The sequence below is a fragment of the Streptomyces sp. NPDC007872 genome (assembly GCF_042868165.1).
In the GTDB taxonomy this organism is placed as follows: Bacteria; Actinomycetota; Actinomycetes; order Streptomycetales; family Streptomycetaceae; genus Streptomyces.
The window spans coordinates 261,408-279,195 of sequence record NZ_JBIAEA010000005.1 but is presented as its reverse complement, the minus strand read 5'-3'; the positions used below and the strand labels follow the sequence as shown (position 1 = coordinate 279,195).

The window sequence follows — 17,788 nt, the reverse complement described above, 5'->3', positions numbered from 1 at the left end:
GCCGGGGCTCTCCCGTTCGCCGCGGGCGGGAACGGGTCAGCGCAGCTCCGCCGGGGGCGTCCGGTCGCGGTCGACCCGTTCCGTGCGCTCCAGTTCGCCCCAGACGACGTACCGGTAGTCCGAGGTGTACATGGGCGTGCAGGTGGTCAGCGTGATGTAGCGGCCGGGCCCGGTCCTGCCGGACTCCTTCGGGACGGGCTGGAGGACGTCCACGTTGTACTTCGTGGTCTCGGGCAGGGTCTTGTAGACCTTGTAGACGTACCAGGTGTCCTTGGACTCGAAGACGATCGCGTCGCCGGTCTTCAATTTGTGGATGTTGTGGAACTTCGCCCCGTGCCCGTCCCGGTGCGCGGCCAGCGTGAAGTTGCCCTGCTTCTCCTGCGGGAGCGCGGCCTTGATCGGGTCGGTGTAGTACCCGGCCACGCCGTTGTTGAGGACGGAGGGGTCGGTGCCCCGCTTCACCAGGACCTCGTCGTCGCCCATCGCCGGCACGTGCAGGAAGCCGATGCCGTCGCGGGTGTCGAGCGCGCCCGGGGCGTCGTCGGCCCAGTGGTCGCGGACCTGGGCGCCGTCCTGGTCGGCGGCCCGGTCGGCGAGGACGTTGGTCCACCACAGCGAGTAGACGACGAAGAGGCCGAGCACCAGGCCCGCCGTGATGAGGAGTTCGCCGAAGACACTGATGATCCCGGCGATCCGGTTGCGCGCTCGTGCCACTTAGGTCGTCCCGTCGTCCCGTCCGGAGGTGTGGGGTCTCAGCCTACGAGCGCTTCGGGCTTCCCCTTGCTGCGCGGGCGCTCCTCCAGGAGCCTGCCCCAGACGATCATGCGGTACGTGCTGGTGAATTCGGGCGTGCACGTGGTCAGCGTGATGTACCGGCCGGGCTCGGTGAAGCCCGAACCCTTCGGGACGGGGCCGATCACGGACACGTTGGAGGGCGAGGTCTGCGGCAGGATGCTCGCCATCTCGTACGTGTAGTACGCGTTCCGGGTCTCGACGACGATCGGGTCGCCGGGCTTCAGCCGGTTGATGTACCGGAAGGGCTCGCCGTGCGTGTTGCGGTGGCCGGCGACCGCGAAGTTGCCCTGCTCGTCGGAGGGCATGGCGGTCTTGAGGGTGCCCTCGGCGTAGTGGCCGACCATGCCCTTGTCGAGGACCTTGGTCTTGTCGATGCCCTCGGCGATGGGGACGACGACGTCCAGCTTCGGGATGTACATGATGGCGAAGCCCTCGCCGGGCTCGAAGGCGTCCGGCTCGCCCTCGCCCCTGGCCCAGGTGTTCTCGATCCGTTCCTTGGCCTGGTTCGTCTCCTGGCCGGCGAGGACGTTCGTCCACCACAACTGGTAGGTGACGAAGAGCAGCATGACGACGCCGAGGGTGATGAAGAGTTCGCCGACGATCCGGCTGGCGACGACACCGACGCTGTCCTTGGCCTCGCGGGCGGCGCGCCGGGCCTCGACCCGGGAGAGGGGCGCGGCCGGTGTCGCCGCGGCGGCGGGCGGGCCGCCCCTGCGGCTCTTCCCCCGGCCGCCCTTGGCGGCGGCACGACGCCGCTCGGCCCGCCCGGGGCCGGGAGCCCGCTCCGGACCCGCCTCGGAAGACTCGGAGGGCTCAGAAGGCTCGGAGGGCCCCGAGAGGTCCTCGACGGGCGGCAGGACCGCCGTCTCGTCGGACCGGCGCCCCGGGGCCCGCGCGACGCCGTACGGCCCGTAGGGGGGCTCGTAGGGGCCCTCGGGGGAGCCGTTTCCCCGGGCGGCGGGCTGCTCGTACGGGTACGGCCGGGCCGGAGCGTAGGAATTGTCCGGTGTGTACGGATCGGCGGGGGCCTGCGGCTCGGCGGGGGCGTACGTCTCCGGGCGCTCGTACGGCTCCGGGCGCGCGTACGGATCGGCGGCGGGCGCGTACGGGCCGGCCTGCGCGTACGGGTCCGCGGCGGGGGCGTACGGCTCGGTGGGCGCGTACGGACCGGAAGCCGCGCGCGGCTCCTCCGCCTCCGGTGCGTACCCGTTCCCCGGTACGTACCCGCCCCTCGGCCCGTACGAGCCGCCCGATCCGGACGCGCCGCCCGGCGCGCGCCCGTCCCCCGGCTCGTACCCGTCCCCGGGCTCGTACCCGCCCCCGGGCTCGTGCCCGTTCTCCGGTCTCGGCTCCTGCCTCGGCTCGTGCGTCGTCCGGAACCACGGCGAGCCCTCCGTCACGCGACGGCCTTGCCCACCACCGGCGCGAGGCCCGCCGACCGGTCGACCGCCCCCTTGTCCCCGCACTCTTCCAGCCAGTTGGCGAGCATCAGGTGGCCGTGCTCGGTGAGGACGGACTCGGGGTGGAACTGCACTCCCTCGACCGGGAGTTCGCGGTGGCGCAGGCCCATGATGATGCCGTCCTCGGTCCGCGCGGTGACTTCGAGCTCGGCGGGCAGGGCGGCGGGCTCGGCGGCCAGCGAGTGGTAGCGGGTCGCGGTGAACGGCGAGGGCAGGCCGGTGAAGACGCCCCGGCCCCCGTGCGTGACGAGCGAGGTCTTGCCGTGCAGCAGCTCGGGCGCGCGGTCGACGACGCCGCCGTACGCCACGGCCATCGACTGCATGCCGAGGCAGACGCCGAAGACGGGGACGCCGGTCTCCGCGCAGTGCCGGACCATGTCGACGCAGACCCCGGCCTGCTCGGGCGCGCCGGGCCCGGGCGACAGGAGGACGCCGTCGAAGCCGTCCTGGGCGTGGCTCAGCTCGACCTCGTCGTTGCGGAGGACTTCGCACTCGGCGCCGAGCTGGTAGAGGTACTGAACGAGGTTGAAGACGAAGCTGTCGTAGTTGTCGACGACGAGAATTCGCGCGCTCACTGGCCGTCCACCGTCACATCGTTGAACGGAAGCAGCGGCTCCGCCCAGGGGAACACGTACTGGAAGAGGACGTAGACGATCGCGAGGACCAGCACGATCGAGATCAGCGCCCGCACCCCCGCGTTGCCAGGCAGATGCCGCCAGATCCAGCCGTACATGACGTCGACCGCCCCTTCCGTTCGTTACGGGACCAGAGTACGGGGCGAGGGGGCCGGAAGGGGGCCGCTGTCCAAAGCCTGTGGACGACGGATCCCGTCCACGGCCGGCGGGCGGGATCCGGTCAGCCCACCGGCTTCGCGTAGTGGAGGTCCACCGTGCCCGCGTAGCCGGGGAGGGTCACCGCCTTGTGCTCGTCGACCTTCCAGCCGAGCCCGTACGCCTTGACGTAGAGCTGGTAGTTCCGGATCGCCGGGGAGTCGGCCAGCGCCCGGCTCAGCCGTCCCCGGTCACCCACGGCGGTGATCTTGTACGGCGGCGAGTAGACGCGGCCCTGGAGGATCAGGGTGTTGCCGACGCAGCGCACGGCGCTGGTGGAGATCAGCCGCTGGTCCATGACCCGGATGCCCTCGGCGCCGCCCTGCCACAGCGCGTTGACGACGGCCTGGAGGTCCTGCTGGTGGATGACCAGGTCGTTGGCCTGCGGCTCGGGGTAGCCGGGGGCGGCACGGGTGTTCGGCGGGGCGTCGTCGAGGGTGACGGTGAGGCCGGAGCCGGAGACCTCGGCGGTGCCGGCCGCCTCCTCCAGCGCTTCGAGCTTCTCGTCCTCCGCGCGCGTGGAGCCGTCGTCGCGGGCGGCGAGGGAGTCCACCTGGGAGCGGAGGGCGGCGGCGGACTCGTCGAGTCCGGCGTTCTTGTGGCTGCGTTCCTCGATCAGGTCGGAGAGCTTGAGGAGGGAGGCGTCCGTGCGGAGGTTGGTGCCCTTGGCGGTGTTGAAGCTCGTGACGAAGATCAGTCCGGCGAGGGCGAAGACGGCAAGGGTGAGCAGCCGGACGGGGCGCCACCTCGCGGTGCGGCCCGGCCCTTCGGGAGTGCCGGCGGAATTGCTCAACGTACCCTGATCCCCTTCGGTGCCGCGGAACCACTACGCTAACGGACGCCTGGGGGACGCAGACGTCCTCCTTCGTCACATCCCGGCGCCAGCCACAGTTCCCTGCGCGGTCACGCAGCGCATCGACAGGAGAGTCCCTCGTGCCGAAGTCACGTATCCGCAAGAAGGCCGACTTCACGCCTCCGCCCGCCAAGCAGGCCACCAACATCAAGCTGACCAACCGGAGCTGGGTGGCGCCGGTGATGCTGGCCCTGTTCGCCGTCGGGCTGGTGTGGATCGTGGTCTTCTACGTCACCGACGGCTCCATGCCGGTCGAGTCGATCCGCAACTGGAACATCGTGGTGGGCTTCGGCTTCATCGCGGCCGGTTTCGGCGTCTCCACGCAGTGGAAGTAACGGCGGTCCGGCCGTCCGCAGCGGTGGCCTAGCGTCCGTCCCGGGTGTCCGTCAAGCTCTCCCCTGAGTTTATCCACAGCGTTGTGCACAGCACTGGATAACTTAAGAAGATCTGTGGATAACTCTCACGATGTTGACGCCGGTATGACCGCGTCTCTCGTCGGCACGACGCGTCGCGCCCCTCACCTCCCGGGGAAATCCCCAGGTCAGAGGTGAGGGGCGCGTTCTTTTCACACGAAGCGGGCAGAGCCTGTCCCACGCTGTGGATAACTCTGGGGAAAGCTATCCCGGAAGCTCATCCACAGCCCTGTCCGCTCAGGCGAGCGCGGCCGAGCGGAAGAGCACGATCCCCAGGTCGAGCAGGAGAACCAGTCCACAGGTTGTGTACTGCACCAGGTTCCGGCGGGCCCGGGGGGCGTGCACCAGCCCGTACGTCACCAGGGCGCCGCCGACCAGACCGCCGATGTGGGCCTCCCAGGAGATCCCCGGACGGGTGAAGGTGAACAAGAGGGACAGCGCCACGAAGAGGACGACCGGCCGCATGTCGTACCGCCGGCGACGGGTGAGCACGGCCCAGGCGCCGATCAGGCCGAAGACGATCCCGGAGGCGCCGAGCGAGAACTGGTTCTGCGGGGAGAGCAGGTAGGCGAGGGCCGAGCCGGAGAGCCCGGAGAGCAGGACCAGGGCCGCGTACCGGATCCGGCCCAGTTCGGGTTCGACGATCCCGCCGATCACCCAGAGTCCCAGCATGTTGAAGAGGAAGTGCGGGATCTCCTGGTGGAGGAAGGCGGCGGTCAGCAGCCGGTACCACTCGCCGTCCGCGACCCCGACCAGCTCGCCGGACGACGACAGGCGCGCGTACCCGATGAGCGCCAGGGCGTCGACGAGCCGGTCGCCCACCACCTGGACGGCGAGGAAGAGCGCCAGGTTGACCGCGATGACGATCTTGGTGACGAATCGTTCGTCCTCGGCCGTCCGGCCGCCCGCGAGCGTGCGGGGCCGGTTGGCTTCGGGGGCGTGGCCGGTCCCCGAGCCGCCGCGCACGCAGTCGGGGCACTGGAAGCCGACGGAGGCGGAGACCATGCACCGCGGACAGACGGGTCTGTCGCAGCGGACGCAGCGGATGCCGGTCTCGGTCTCCGGGTGGCGGTAACAGCGCGGCAGACCGGGCTGAGCGTCCATGGGGGTCCCGTCCCTTCCGGCTCAGCGCTTCTCGATCACCACGGACTCGAGGACCACGTCCCGGAGCGGACGCTCGGTGTGCGGATCGGTCGCGGTCCCCGCGATCGCGTCCACGACCTTCCGGCTCTCCTTGTCCACGACCTCGCCGAAGATCGTGTGCTTGCGGTTGAGCCAGGTCGCGGGGGCGACGGTGATGAAGAACTGCGAGCCGTTGGTCCCGGGGCCGGCGTTGGCCATGGCGAGGAGGTAGGGCCGGTCGAAGAAGAGCTCCGGGTGGAACTCGTCGGCGAAGGAGTAGCCGGGGTCGCCGGTGCCGTCGCCCAGCGGGTCGCCGCCCTGGATCATGAAGTCCTTGATGACCCGGTGGAAGACCGTCCCGTCGTAGAGCGCGTCCTCGGAGACCGCGCCGGTGGCGGGGTGGGTCCACTCGCGCCCGCCGGTCGCGAGTTCGACGAAGTTGCGGACCGTCTTCGGCGCGTGGAACGGCATCAGCCGCACCTCGATGTCGCCCAGGCTCGTCTTGAGGATCGCGTACAACTGCTCGGCCACGGTCGCCTTCCGTCCACATCGGGGCGCGTCGTCCCACGCCTGACTCTGCAGTGAACGATCCTCGCATGCCCCGGATGCCAGCCCCACATGCCGGACCTCGCTCCGACGGGCATGATTCCGAAGAGGATGGAAAGGCGAAAACCTGACATCGCCACCGAGGAGGAGGAATCCCGTGACCCGCATGGACAGCGTGCGCGCCGCCACAGGTTCGGCGAAGGAGAGCGTCCTGCACGCCGCCGACGCGGTGGCTCCCTACGCCGAGACGGCCAGGGACCACGCCACGCACTACGCGCACGAGGCGCGGGAGATCATCGCGCCCAAGCTCTCCAAGGCCGCCAAGCAGGCTCGTGTGCAGTACGACTCGTACGTCGCACCGCGGGTACCGCCGGGGGTCGACGCGGCCGCACACCGTGCGGCGGTCAAGACCCGCCGGGCCGCCCGTCAGGCAGCCGACTACACCGCTCCGCGCGTCGAGAGCGCGGTCGCCGCGACCGGTCCGGTCCTGGAGGAGGCCGGTGCGCGTTCCACGGCCGCCTGGGCCGCGCTGCGCGGTCAGGTGACGCCGAAGGACATCCAGAAGATCGTGAGGAAGCACGAGCGCCGGGCCAGGGCCGGGCGCGTCACCAAGGGACTCGTCGTCCTCGGTGTGCTGGCCGGCGGCGTCTACGCCGCCTGGAAGTGGTGGGACAAGCAGTCCAACCCCGACTGGCTGGTCGAACCGCCCGCCGCCACGGAGGTGGACGAGGAGGTCACCGTACTGACGTCCGTCGACGGCAGTGGGGCCGTTCTCGACCCCGAGGTGGAGGCCAAGGAGACCGAGGCGCAGGCCGAGGCCGCGGAACTGGACGCCACGGAGGCCGCCAAGCGGCGCGAAGAGGGCCTCTGACCCCTCACGCGGGGCCCTGCCGGGCTCTGCGGCGCGGTACCGGATCCTGTCGGCTCCGGTGGGGCGGTTTCCGACCCCGCCGGGGCCGACGCCGTACTGCCGGGCCCTGCCGGGTGGTACGAGGTCGTCACGAGCGGCGGTTCACCGTGCGGGGAGTGCGCGAGGTACGGGGCGCGCGGGGAGTGCGCGAGGTACGGGGTGTGCACGTCGTGGTCCCCGTGCCCTACGCCGACGCGGCGAGCGCCGACTCCGTCAGCGCGAGCGGGTCGCTCTCGGCGGTGGCGGGCGCGGACGAGCGCCGGCGCGCGGTGGGGGAGGAACCGTGGGCCTCGGCGGCGATGCGCTGCTTGATGGTGGGCGGCAGGGAACGGTCCCCGGCGACCGGCCACCGGTGGGCCCGCTGTGCCGGTACGGAGGCGGGTGCCCGCTCCCCGGTGACGGCGGGGGCGGTCGTGGCGGCGGGAGCGGAAGGCTCCTCGGGCTGCCGCACGGCGGGCTGCTGGGCCGCGGCGGCGGTGCCCGCCAGGCCGACGGAGGCGAGCAGGGCGAAGAGGACGGAGATGAAGGCGGCCCAGAACTGCTTGACCTTGGCGGTGGCCATGACCCCTCACTTTCGTGACGTTCTCGAATGGTTCATTTCGGGTTGCGCGCTTTACATACCTTCCTCATGATGTGGTCGCGCCCCGGAATGGCACGGAGCGACGCCGCCCGCGCGCAGTTCTTCGGATGAACACCACTCGTACGGATCAGCGGGCGGCCTCCGCCCACCGCACGGCGGGCCTGGTCGCCGCCCCCGCGACCAGGAAGACCCCGCCCAGGAGCAGCCACCCGGGCATCCCCCAGCCGATGAGCAGCGTGGTGACGAGCAGGGGCCCGAGGGTGCGGGCGACGGGGACGCCGGTGCCGTAGAAGCCCTGGTACTGGCCGATCCGGTCGGCGGGGGCCAGCGCGAAGCCGATCTGCCACGCGCCCGCGGAGTGCCGCATCTCGGCGAGGACTTGGAGCACGGCCCCGAGGACGAGCACCGCCACCGCGGCCCCCACCGCCCCTGCCCCGGCGCCACGGCCGAACTCCGGCGACGATCCCGGCAGCGATCCCGGCGACCCTCCCGACAGCGCCTCCGACACCGCTCCCGACAGCGCGAAGACCGCGCACGCGGCGCACATGACCGCCCCCGACCACCGCACCGCCCGCGCCGCCGTGGCGAGGTCCGTCACGGACCGGGCGGCGCGGACCTGAAAGAGCGTCACCACCCCGGTGTTGAGGACGAAGAGGGCCGACACGGTCCACCCGGGCGCCGCCGTCCGCTCCACGATCCACAGCGGCAGGGCGAGGCTGAGGAGCGGCATCCGCAGCAGCATCAGGGCGTTCAGGAGGGCGAGGAGCGCGTACGGCCGGTCCCGCAGCACCGCGAGCCCCGGCCCGCCGCCCGCAGGCCCGGCGGTGGGCGCCACCGCGGGCAGCCTGCCCAGGATCAGCGCGCAGCCCAGGAACGCGACGGCGTCCAGCGCGAACACGGAGAGGTACGCGCTCCGCGTCCCGGCGTGCAGCGCGAGCCCGCCGAGCGCGGCCCCCACGGCGAGCCCGCCGTTGAGGGCGGCCTGGAGCCGGGCGAGCACCCGCGTCCGCGCGGCCGGTGCGACGAGCCCGGCGAGCAGGGCCTGCCGCGCCGCGGCGAGACCGCTCTGCGCCGTGGCGTACGCGACGGCCGCGCAGAGGAACGGCACGAAGGAGCGCAGGGCGAGGAAGGACGCGACGGACACGGCGGTGGCCAGGGCGAGCAGGACGGCGGTTCCGCGCGGCCCCCGCCGGTCGGCCAGGTGCCCCAGCGGCACCCCGGCGAGCGACCCGACGGCCCAGGCGACCGCGAGCCCGGCGCCGATCTGCGGCGCGGAGAGCCCGACGATCCGCGTGAAGTAGAGCGCCGAGGAGACGTAGAAGGCCCCGTCGCCCACGGCGTTGACGAGCTGGGCGTGCAGCAGCGCGCGGGGCGTCCGCGCGGCCCCCGGGGAGGTGTGCGACATGAACACGACGCTAGGACCGGGTGGCCCGCTTCCCCTGGTCCACTGGGGCCCCCGGAAGGCGGGCCACTTCGGGGCGGCCCGGGAGCCGCCCCCGACGTCAGAGCTGGGTGAGGCCGCGCTTGAGGTACCGGCTGAGCGGCTTCTCGACGATCTTGTGCACCAGGTACGAGAACACCAGCATCCCGGCGGTCAGCGAGCCGACCAGCACCCACGGGTCCACGCCCCGCGGCGCGAAGTAGCCGATGACCTCCCAGCCGATGATCTGGTGCAGCAGGTACAGGGGGTAGGTCAGCGCGCCCGCGATCGGCAGCCACTTCCACTTGATGCCCGAGAGCTTGCCGGTCGCGATGAGCGCCATGATGCCGAAGAAGACGGCGAGGACGGCGGTCACGGGCCACGCGGGGCGGTCACCGAGGAAGGTGAGCCGCTTGAACTCCTCGATGGTGGGGGCGAGCGAGGCGCAGAAGGAGATCCCGACGATGCCGAAGAGCATCAGGTTCGGACGGAACCGGTACATCAGGTAGAACGCCATGCCGGCGATGAAGAACCAACTGTATTCGGGGATCAGCAGCAGCCGCAGCGGCCCGGGCGGCGCCTTGGCGACGAGGAGCGTGGCCGCGCCCCAGACGCAGCAGAAGAGCAGGACCCGCTTGTAGGTCAGGCCCCACCAGGCGACCAGCGCGAAGATCAGGTAGAAGCGGAGCTCGGTGAAGAGCGTCCAGTAGACGGGGTCGACGTGCGCGACCCTGAGCGGCTGCTGGAGCATCGTCAGGTTGGTGAGGACGTCGTTCCAGGGGAGGTGCCGGCGCCCGCCGGGGATCACGGCCACGGTGACGGTCGTGGCGACGACCGCGAACCAGTAGGCCGGGTAGAGACGCACGACGCGGGAGACGAAGAAGGCCTTCACCGGTCGGTCCCAGGCGCTCATGCAGATGACGAAGCCGCTGATGACGAAGAAGAGCTGCACGCCGAGGTAGCCGTAGGCCGATATTCGGAAGGCGTCGGGAAAGATCGCCTTGACCGGCGTCGGCCACCCTCCGCCGCGCGCCATGTAGTGGTACATGACCACCATGAGCGCGGCCCCCAGCCGGAGCCCGTCGAGTGCGTAGAGACGCCCGGGGCGCTTCGCTTCGAGGGTCGTCCCGGACGTGGGCTGGGCCGGTATGCGGGTCGAGGGCAGCGCGTACTGCATCTGGTTCAACACTCGAAGATCCCCACCTAGGTATGCGGCCGGAGGCGCCCCTGGGTCCCGTGGGGTGTCGGCTCGGCGGAGCGAGCATAAGTGGCTCACAGACTCCGTACAACATTCGATTTGCGTGATACGCCCCTCACCTCCCGTGCAACTACCCAGCGCGACACGGAAAGGCCCCCCGTGCCACGTGGAGTGACCGGGGGGCCGTTCGGGGAGTGGAGCCTAGGGGAGTCGAACCCCTGACATCTGCCATGCAAAGACAGCGCTCTACCAACTGAGCTAAGGCCCCGGAACGAGAACAGCGTACCGGGTCACCCCCCATCTCCGGCAAAAGGATTGGGGCTCCCGGTCGGCGACCACGCTCCGTAGGATGCTGACCGAGGTTCGCAGTGGCGAACCGCAGGGATGGGGAGAAGTAATGGACGCAGCGCAGCAGGAAGCCACGGCCAGAGCCAGAGAGCTTCAGCGCAGTTGGTACGGGGAGCCGCTGGGGGCGCTCTTCCGTCGCCTGATCGACGACCTCGGGCTCAACCAGGCCAGGCTCGCGGCCGTGCTCGGGCTCTCCGCGCCCATGCTGTCCCAGTTGATGAGCGGCCAGCGGGCGAAGATCGGCAATCCGGCCGTCGTCCAGCGCGTCCAGGCCCTCCAGGAGCTCGCCGTGCAGGTCGCCGACGGCAGCGTCAGCGCCGCCGAGGCCACGGACCGGATGGAGGAGGTCAAGAAGTCGCAGGGCGGCTCCGTCCTCACCGGCTCCGGTCAGACCGGCACCGTCTCCGGCGCCCCGACCGTGCGCCGGGTCGTCCGCGAGATCCAGTCCCTGCTGCGCTCCGTCGCGGCCGCGGGCGACATCATCGACGCCGCCGACTCGCTCGCCCCGGCCCACCCGGAGCTGGCAGAGTTCCTCCGGGTGTACGGCGCCGGGCGCACCGCCGAGGCGGTCGCCCACTACGAGTCGCACCAGAACTGACGGATCCGGCGGCCGGCCGGACCCGGGGAGAGACGAAGCGACGGGGAGCGGGCGCAGCGCGATGGGTGAGGTCTTCGCCGGGCGGTACGAGCTGGTCGACCCGATCGGACGGGGCGGGGCGGGCGCGGTGTGGCGGGCCTGGGACCACCGGCGCCGCCGCTACGTGGCGGCCAAGGTGCTCCTGCAGAGCGACGCCCACACCCTGCTCCGCTTCGTCCGCGAGCAGGCGCTGCGGATCGATCACCCGCACGTCCTCGCCCCGGCCAGTTGGGCCGCCGACGACGACAAGGTCCTCTTCACCATGGACCTGGTGGCCGGCGGCTCCCTGGCCCACGTCATCGGGGACTACGGCCCGCTGCCGCCCCGCTTCGTCTGCGTCCTGCTCGACCAACTGCTCTCGGGCCTGGCCGCGGTGCACGCCGAGGGGGTCGTCCACCGGGACATCAAGCCGGCCAACATCCTCCTCGACGTCACCGGGACCGGCCGGCCGCACCTGCGCCTCTCCGACTTCGGCATCTCCATGCGCAAGGGCGAACCCCGGCTCACGGAGACGAACTACGTCGTGGGGACGCCCGGCTACTTCGCGCCCGAGCAGCTCCTCGGCGCCGAACCCGACTTCACCGCCGACCTGTTCGCCGTCGGCCTGGTCGCGCTCTATCTGCTCCAGGGCCGCAAGCCGGACTCCGAGGCCCTGGTCGGGCACTTCCTCGCGCACGGCACCCCGAGCGCCCCCGAGGGCATGTCCGAGCCCCTGTGGCAGGTGCTCGCGGGGCTGCTCCAGCCCGACCCGCAGGCCCGCTTCCGGACGGCCACGGGGGCGCGCAAGGCGCTGAGCGCCGCCGTCGAGCTGCTGCCCGAACCGGCCGCCGACGAGGAGCCGGTCGAGATCTTCGACCAACTCGGTCCCCTGCCGCCCGGTTTCGGCCCCGAGGGCCCGGAGCGGCCCGCGAAACCCACCGGCAACACGGGCAGCACAGGCACCACGAGCACCACTGGTGGCACGAGCACCACAAACACCACAAGTACCGCTGATCCCGCATCCCGTACGGCGCAGGACGGCCGGCGCCCCGCCGCGACCACCACCACCTCACCGGCCTCCCCGCAGGGCGCCCCCGCCCCCGTACCGCCGCAGGAGCGGCCCGCCGGCCCCGTGCACCCCGTCCCGCCCCACCCCTCCGAGACGGGCAGCTTCCACCTGCCGCCGCCGGTGGCGCCCCCGACCCCGGCTCCGGGAACCCCGTACGGGCAGGCCTTCGCGAATCCCTACGCCACGCCCCACCCACACCCCTACCAAGCCGGCCCCTACGGGCCCCCACAGCCGGTGACGGCTCCCTCGGCCGTCCCCACCCCCGCACGCCGGCCGGGACCGCCCCCGAAGGTCGCGGTCCCGGTGCTCCTGCTCGCGCTCGTCTGCCTCGCCGTCGGCTTCTGGGCCCTCACCCAGATCTGAGGGACCGGGGGGTCAGGCCGCCCGCCGCCGCGCCACCAGCGTCCACGCGCCGAGGCCGAGCAGCAGCACCGTCCCGGTGCCGATCCCGGCCGCGGCGACCAGCCGCATGGAGTCGCCGCGCTCCGCCGCCGCGGCCGTCTGTGCCCCGCTGGCCCCCTTCTCGGCCGCCTTCCGGTCGTCGGGGGTCACGGCGAACGGGCCGGGGTCCCCGTCGTAGCCGGGTTCGCCCTTCGCCGCGTTCAGGACGTTCACCCGCAGCGTCAGCGGCACCGGCCCGTCCCCGTACTCCTTGGCGATCTCCGGGCTGAGCGTGGCCGACAGGTAGTACCAGCCGGCGAACCGCATCCCGCTCGTGGCCTCGTTGTACGAGGTGCGGTTCTCGTGCGCCACCGGCCGCTGCGGACCGAGCGCCAGCGTCGCCTGCTTCCCGCTGTAGCCGAGGGTCTCGTCGTCGACGTGGCCGAGCGCCGGGTTGTCGAGGGAGAGCACGAGCGCGCTGGAGACGTAGGCGTCGCCCGTGGCGCTGCTGCCCAGTTCGGCGGTGGCGAAGAGCTGCTGTCCCCAGTCGAGGGGGACCCGGTAGAAGAGGGTCTGTCCGGGCCGGATGTCGGACCGCCACTCGCCCCGCGTCAGCGAGGCGGCGTCGTGGACCCCCGAACCGCCCTGCCGGCGCTTCGGGTCGCCCGTCAGGGGCGCGGGCGTGGCGGACGGCCAGGCCTCCGGGATCCCGGTCGGCCCGGCCTTCTTCAGGAGCGGCTCGGACAGGTGCCGGATCTCCAGGTCCCAGTCGGCCGGGTCGGAGCCCTCCTTCGTGGTGCGCTCGACGACCACGTAGTAGTTGCCCGGCTCCTGGCAACCGGAACTGTCCGGGTTCACGACCCGGCGGGCGTACGCGGCGAGGGGGCGGGCGTACCGGGCCGAGGAGAAGCTCACCCGCTGGTCGCCGCACTCGGTGCCGGAGTCGTCCTGGATGCTGACCTGGAAGCCGTCGCCGTGGTCGACCGTGCCGCCGGGCCTGGGGACGGCGACGACGGAGACGTACGTGTTCCGCTGGTTGTCGAGGGCGACCCGGTAGTAGACCCTGCCGTTCTTCCCGAGCGTGTCGCGGTAGGCCTGCCCGGCCTCCAACGGCCGCGCGTCCGAGCTGGAGAGGGCGCCCCGGACCGGCTGGGCGGCGGAGTCGAAGGTGTACGGGGGGAGGGCCTCCCCGTCGGCGGCCCGGGCCCGGGCGGGCGATCCCGCCACCGTTCCCACCGCCGCGACGGCCGCGATCAGGGCCCCCGCCCTCCTGCCGGTGCCGGCCCGCTTCCTCACGCGCTCCCCCTCATCGCTTCCCCATCGCTTCCCCGCGGCTTTCTCTTCGCTTGAGCAAGCAACCTATTCGCCCGGGCAAACCACGAACAAGGTGCGGACAGAGCGAAGCCCCGGTCGCGCTCGCGCGCGGCCGGGGCTTCACCCACAGACGTTCTTCGTCTCAGACACCCGAACCTGCGGGCACGGAGTCGGTCGCCTCCGTCCACAGATCCTGCTCGGCGCGATCCGCCTGGATCTGGCGGTACACGAGGAGCCCGCCGATGGCGGCCAGTGCGACCAGGAGAAGCTTCTTCACCGCGCGACCTCGTCTTTCGTTGACGTAGGAGACTTCTGACGCCCACTCTACACATCGACCGATACCGATCGGTGACCTGTGCGAGGTTCAAACCCACGTGGTCCGGGATTCACCCCGGGAGAAACGAAATCGACCCGGGCGGAGGAACCGTCCGGGTCGATCGGAAATGTGGGGCTAACAGGATTTGAACCTGTGGCCTCATCCTTATCAGGGATGCGCTCTAACCAACTGAGCTATAGCCCCGCCGCGCTTTGCGGTGTGTGTCCCGCGCGCTGACTCCTGAAGATTAGCGCACGTGGGGGCCAGTCCCAAAATCCGTTCCCGGACCGGCCCCCCCACGGGCCTACTCGTCCTCGGCCAGCGTCAGCTCGACACCGCCCACGAAACCGGCGGACAGGTTGTAGATGAACGCGCCGAGCGTCGCCAGGGCGGTCATCAGGACCACGTCGATCACCGCGATCACCGAGGTGAACATCAGCACCCGCGGCAGCGACAGGAACGACTGAAGGTCGAAGCCGTTGGACTCGTTCGAGCCCGTGGCCTCGCTGATCGTCCCGCCGACCGTCGAGAAGACGCCCATGGCGTCCATGACCATCCACAGCACGGCCGCGGCCACGACCGTGCAGACGCCGAGCGCGATGGAGAGCAGGAAGCTCACCTTCATCACCGACCACGGATCGGCCTTGGCCACCCGCAGCCGCGCCTTGCGCGTCCGGGGCGTCGTGCGCGCGCCCGTACGGGGCCGGCGCACGGCCCCGGTCTTCCCGCCCGCCGTGCCGCCCGTCGTCGGGGCGCCGTACGCCTGCGGCGGGTGGTAGGGACCGCTCTGCTGTCCGCCGGCGCGCTCGCCGGGCAGCGGCCCGTTGTAGCTCTCGTACGAGGGCTGTTGCCCCCGAGTGTCCGTCACCGCAACCCCCTGGGAGTCCGTGGCGGAACCACGGGCGCCGCTCGCGCCGGCACCTGCAGAAGAAGCTCCGGCGGCCGCAGATCCGGCGCCCGTGGCTCCACTCACGCTCTTACTCCTCGTGCTCCCCGGCCGAGGGCTCCGTGCCCCCGGCTGTCCCGACCTCGACCACCGCGGTCTCGGTCACCTCGACACCGCCCTCGATGTCGTCGGCGTCGCCGACCTCGTCGTCTCCGGCCGCCTCGGCGTTCCGTGCGATGCCGACGACGGCGTCGCGCTTGCCCAGGTTGATCAGCTGGACGCCCATGGTGTCACGGCCGGTCTCCCTGACTTCGTTGACTCGCGTACGAATCACACCGCCGGACAGCGTGATGGCGAGGATCTCGTCCGTCTCCTCGACCACCAGCGCGCCCACGAGCGAGCCGCGGTCCTCCACGATCTTGGCGGCCTTGATGCCGAGGCCGCCGCGGCCCTGGACGCGGTACTCGTCGACGGGGGTGCGCTTCGCGTACCCGCCGTCGGTCGCGGTGAAGACGAACGTACCGGGCCGGACGACATTCATCGAGAGCAGTTCGTCGTCCGCGCGGAAACTCATGCCCTTGACACCCGAAGTGGCGCGTCCCATCGGGCGCAGCGCGTCGTCCGTGGCGGTGAAGCGGATCGACTGCGCCTTCTTGCTGATGAGCAGCAGGTCGTCCTCGGCGGAGACCAGCTCGGCGCCGATCAGCTCGTCGTCCCCGCCGTTGTCCAGCTCGCGCAGGTTGATGGCGATGACGCCGCCGGAGCGGGGCGAGTCGTAGTCCTTGAGCGCGGTCTTCTTCACCAGGCCGGCCTTGGTGGCGAGCACCAGGTACGGCGCGGCCTCGTAGTCGCGGATCGCCAGGATCTGGGCGATCTGCTCGTCCGGCTGGAAGGCGAGGAGGTTGGCCACGTGCTGGCCGCGGGCGTCCCGGCCGGCGTCCGGCAGCTCGTACGCCTTGACCCGGTAGACCCGGCCCTTGTTGGTGAAGAAGAGCAGCCAGTGGTGGGTGGTGGAGACGAAGAAGTGGTCGACGATGTCGTCCTGCTTCAGCTTCGTGCCCCGCACGCCCTTGCCGCCGCGCTTCTGCGAGCGGTAGTCCTCGGTCTTCGTCCGCTTCACGTAGCCGCCGCGCGTGATGGTGACGACGATGTCCTCCTCGGCGATCAGGTCCTCGATGGACATGTCGCCGTCGAAGGGCACCAGCTTGGAGCGGCGGTCGTCGCCGAAGCGCTCGACGAGCGCGGCCAGCTCCTCGCTGACGATCGTCCGCTGCTTCTCGGGCGAGGCCAGGATCGCGTTGTACTCGTTGATCTTCGCCTGGAGCTCGTCGTGCTCGGCGACGATCTTCTGGCGCTCCAGGGCGGCGAGTCGGCGGAGCTGCATCTCCAGGATCGCGTTGGCCTGGATCTCGTCGATGCTCAGCAGGTCCATCAGGCCGCCGCGGGCGACCTCGACCGTGTCGCTGCGCCGGATCAGCGCGATGACCTCGTCGATCGCGTCGAGGGCCTTGAGCAGGCCGCGCAGGATGTGGGCGCGCTCCTCGGCCTTGCGCAGCCGGAAGCGGGTCCGGCGGACGATGACCTCGATCTGGTGCGTCACCCAGTGGCGGATGAACGCGTCCAGGGAGAGGGTGCGCGGCACGCCGTCGACGAGCGCCAGCATGTTGGCGCCGAAGTTCGACTGGAGGTCGGTGTGCTTGTACAGGTTGTTCAGGACGACCTTGGCGACGGCGTCGCGCTTGAGCACGATGACCAGGCGCTGGCCGGTCCGGGACGAGGTCTCGTCGCGGACGTCGGCGATGCCGCCGATCTTGCCGTCCTTCACCAGGTCGGCGATCTTCTGCGCGAGGTTGTCCGGGTTGGTCTGGTACGGCAGCTCCGTGACCACCAGGCACTGGCGGTTCTGGATCTCCTCGACCTCGACGACCGCGCGCATCGTGATGGAGCCGCGCCCGGTGCGGTACGCCTCCTCGATTCCCTTGCGGCCGACGACGAGCGCGCCGGTGGGGAAGTCCGGGCCCTTGATCCGCTCGATGAGCGCGTCGAGCAGCTCCTCGTGGCCGGCCTCGGGGTGCGCCAGGTACCACTGGGCGCCCTCGGCGACCTCGCGCAGGTTGTGCGGCGGGATGTTGGTCGCCATGCCGACGGCGATGCCGGCCGAGCCGTTGACCAGCAGGTTCGGGAACCGGGCCGGCAGGACCGTCGGCTCCTGGTTGCGGCCGTCGTAGTTGTCCTGGAAGTCGACGGTCTCCTCGTCGATGTCCCGGACCATCTCCATCGACAGCGGCGCCATCTTGCACTCGGTGTAGCGCATGGCGGCGGCCGGGTCGTTGCCCGGGGAGCCGAAGTTGCCGTTGGAGTCGACGAGCGGCAGCCGCATCGACCAGGGCTGGGCGAGGCGGACGAGCGCGTCGTAGATCGAGGTGTCGCCGTGCGGGTGGTACGTGCCCATGACGTCACCGACGACGCGGGCGCACTTGTAGAAGCCCTTCTCCGGCCGGTAGCCGCCGTCGTACATCGCGTAGAGCACGCGCCGGTGGACGGGCTTGAGGCCGTCCCGCACGTCGGGCAGCGCGCGGGACACGATGACGGACATCGCGTAGTCGAGGTACGAGCGCTGCATCTCGGTCTCGAGCCCGACGGGCTCGATCCGCAGCACGGGCTCCTGCTCTTCGGTGGTGCCGGAGGTGTTTTCGTCGGCCATTGCTGGTCGTCAGTCCTTTCGTACGGT

The 17,788-nt window shown here is 71.2% G+C and carries 18 protein-coding genes and 2 tRNA genes; 4 read left to right on the top strand and 16 right to left on the bottom strand.

Annotation, left to right across the window (positions count from 1 at the left end):
• Positions 1-36 precede the first annotated feature (36 nt).
• The 5 genes from ACFYNX_RS19875 to ACFYNX_RS19855 form a co-directional block, all read right to left on the bottom strand.
• Positions 37-714 (bottom strand): class E sortase, encoded by a 678-nt coding sequence (locus ACFYNX_RS19875; RefSeq protein ID WP_388662894.1) that lies wholly within the window; start codon positions 712-714, stop codon positions 37-39.
• A gap of 38 nt (positions 715-752) precedes the next feature.
• Positions 753-2,195: a class E sortase gene (locus tag ACFYNX_RS19870; protein ID WP_388662892.1), complete on the bottom strand. Its 1,443-nt coding sequence runs from the start codon at positions 2,193-2,195 to the stop codon at positions 753-755.
• The gene (locus ACFYNX_RS19865; protein ID WP_125661615.1) at positions 2,192-2,830 is read right to left on the bottom strand and encodes an aminodeoxychorismate/anthranilate synthase component II; all 639 of its coding nucleotides are present in this window, start codon (positions 2,828-2,830) and stop codon (positions 2,192-2,194) included. The genes ACFYNX_RS19870 and ACFYNX_RS19865 overlap by 4 nt, the downstream gene beginning before the upstream one ends.
• Positions 2,827-2,988 carry a hypothetical protein gene (locus ACFYNX_RS19860; RefSeq protein WP_185893351.1) on the bottom strand — a complete coding sequence of 54 codons (162 nt, stop codon included), beginning with the start codon at positions 2,986-2,988 and terminating at the stop codon, positions 2,827-2,829. Before ACFYNX_RS19860 ends, ACFYNX_RS19865 begins: the two co-directional genes overlap by 4 nt.
• Before the next feature lie 122 nt (positions 2,989-3,110).
• The gene (locus ACFYNX_RS19855) at positions 3,111-3,878 is read right to left on the bottom strand and encodes a DUF881 domain-containing protein (RefSeq protein WP_388662889.1); all 768 of its coding nucleotides are present in this window, start codon (positions 3,876-3,878) and stop codon (positions 3,111-3,113) included.
• 140 nt (positions 3,879-4,018) lie between these two features.
• Here ACFYNX_RS19855 and crgA point away from each other — a divergent pair, with 140 nt between their 5' ends.
• Complete coding sequence (crgA, locus tag ACFYNX_RS19850; RefSeq protein WP_125661612.1) at positions 4,019-4,273, top strand: cell division protein CrgA; 255 nt, start codon at positions 4,019-4,021, stop codon at positions 4,271-4,273.
• A 315-nt stretch (positions 4,274-4,588) separates the two neighbouring features.
• On the opposite strand, the gene ACFYNX_RS19845 is transcribed toward crgA, so the two are convergent.
• Together ACFYNX_RS19845 and ACFYNX_RS19840 are read right to left on the bottom strand one after the other, a co-directional pair.
• Positions 4,589-5,455 (bottom strand): rhomboid family intramembrane serine protease, encoded by an 867-nt coding sequence (locus ACFYNX_RS19845; RefSeq protein ID WP_388662887.1) that lies wholly within the window; start codon positions 5,453-5,455, stop codon positions 4,589-4,591.
• A 21-nt stretch (positions 5,456-5,476) separates the two neighbouring features.
• Positions 5,477-6,004 (bottom strand): peptidylprolyl isomerase, encoded by a 528-nt coding sequence (locus ACFYNX_RS19840; RefSeq protein WP_388662885.1) that lies wholly within the window; start codon positions 6,002-6,004, stop codon positions 5,477-5,479.
• 172 nt (positions 6,005-6,176) lie between these two features.
• On the opposite strand from ACFYNX_RS19840, the gene ACFYNX_RS19835 reads away from it, so the two are divergent.
• Positions 6,177-6,890: a DUF5324 family protein gene (locus tag ACFYNX_RS19835; protein ID WP_365539771.1), complete on the top strand. Its 714-nt coding sequence runs from the start codon at positions 6,177-6,179 to the stop codon at positions 6,888-6,890.
• Positions 6,891-7,113: 223 nt separating this feature from the next.
• Here the strand turns inward: ACFYNX_RS19835 and ACFYNX_RS19830 are convergent, their stop codons facing one another.
• The 4 genes from ACFYNX_RS19830 to ACFYNX_RS19815 form a co-directional block, all read right to left on the bottom strand.
• Positions 7,114-7,491 carry a DUF6344 domain-containing protein gene (locus tag ACFYNX_RS19830; protein ID WP_388662883.1) on the bottom strand — a complete coding sequence of 126 codons (378 nt, stop codon included), beginning with the start codon at positions 7,489-7,491 and terminating at the stop codon, positions 7,114-7,116.
• 145 nt (positions 7,492-7,636) lie between these two features.
• Positions 7,637-8,914, bottom strand: coding sequence for an MFS transporter (locus ACFYNX_RS19825; RefSeq protein WP_388662881.1), 1,278 nt, complete (start codon positions 8,912-8,914; stop codon positions 7,637-7,639).
• Positions 8,915-9,011: 97 nt separating this feature from the next.
• Positions 9,012-10,106 carry an acyltransferase family protein gene (locus tag ACFYNX_RS19820; protein WP_388663403.1) on the bottom strand — a complete coding sequence of 365 codons (1,095 nt, stop codon included), beginning with the start codon at positions 10,104-10,106 and terminating at the stop codon, positions 9,012-9,014.
• Positions 10,107-10,322: 216 nt separating this feature from the next.
• Positions 10,323-10,395, bottom strand: a tRNA-Ala gene (locus tag ACFYNX_RS19815).
• 129 nt (positions 10,396-10,524) lie between these two features.
• Here ACFYNX_RS19815 and ACFYNX_RS19810 point away from each other — a divergent pair.
• On the top strand, positions 10,525-11,073 hold the full coding sequence (locus ACFYNX_RS19810) for a DNA-binding protein (protein ID WP_365539774.1): 549 nt from the start codon (positions 10,525-10,527) through the stop codon (positions 11,071-11,073).
• Between the two features lie 61 nt (positions 11,074-11,134).
• Positions 11,135-12,523, top strand: a complete 1,389-nt coding sequence (locus ACFYNX_RS19805; protein ID WP_388662878.1) for a protein kinase — start codon at positions 11,135-11,137, stop codon at positions 12,521-12,523.
• 12 nt (positions 12,524-12,535) lie between these two features.
• Here ACFYNX_RS19805 and ACFYNX_RS19800 read toward each other — a convergent pair whose 3' ends face one another.
• The 5 genes from ACFYNX_RS19800 to gyrA form a co-directional block, all read right to left on the bottom strand.
• A complete protein-coding gene (locus tag ACFYNX_RS19800) occupies positions 12,536-13,837 on the bottom strand; it encodes a hypothetical protein (RefSeq protein WP_388662876.1) in 1,302 nt (433 codons plus the stop codon).
• Between the two features lie 160 nt (positions 13,838-13,997).
• Positions 13,998-14,132, bottom strand: coding sequence for a DLW-39 family protein (locus tag ACFYNX_RS19795; protein WP_003958712.1), 135 nt, complete (start codon positions 14,130-14,132; stop codon positions 13,998-14,000).
• A 169-nt stretch (positions 14,133-14,301) separates the two neighbouring features.
• A tRNA-Ile gene (locus ACFYNX_RS19790) sits at positions 14,302-14,375 on the bottom strand.
• A gap of 100 nt (positions 14,376-14,475) precedes the next feature.
• A complete protein-coding gene (locus ACFYNX_RS19785; protein ID WP_125661582.1) occupies positions 14,476-15,039 on the bottom strand; it encodes a DUF3566 domain-containing protein in 564 nt (187 codons plus the stop codon).
• 109 nt (positions 15,040-15,148) lie between these two features.
• Positions 15,149-17,761, bottom strand: a complete 2,613-nt coding sequence (gene gyrA / locus ACFYNX_RS19780) for a DNA gyrase subunit A (protein ID WP_365539777.1) — start codon at positions 17,759-17,761, stop codon at positions 15,149-15,151.
• Between the last annotated feature and the right edge of the window lie 27 nt (positions 17,762-17,788).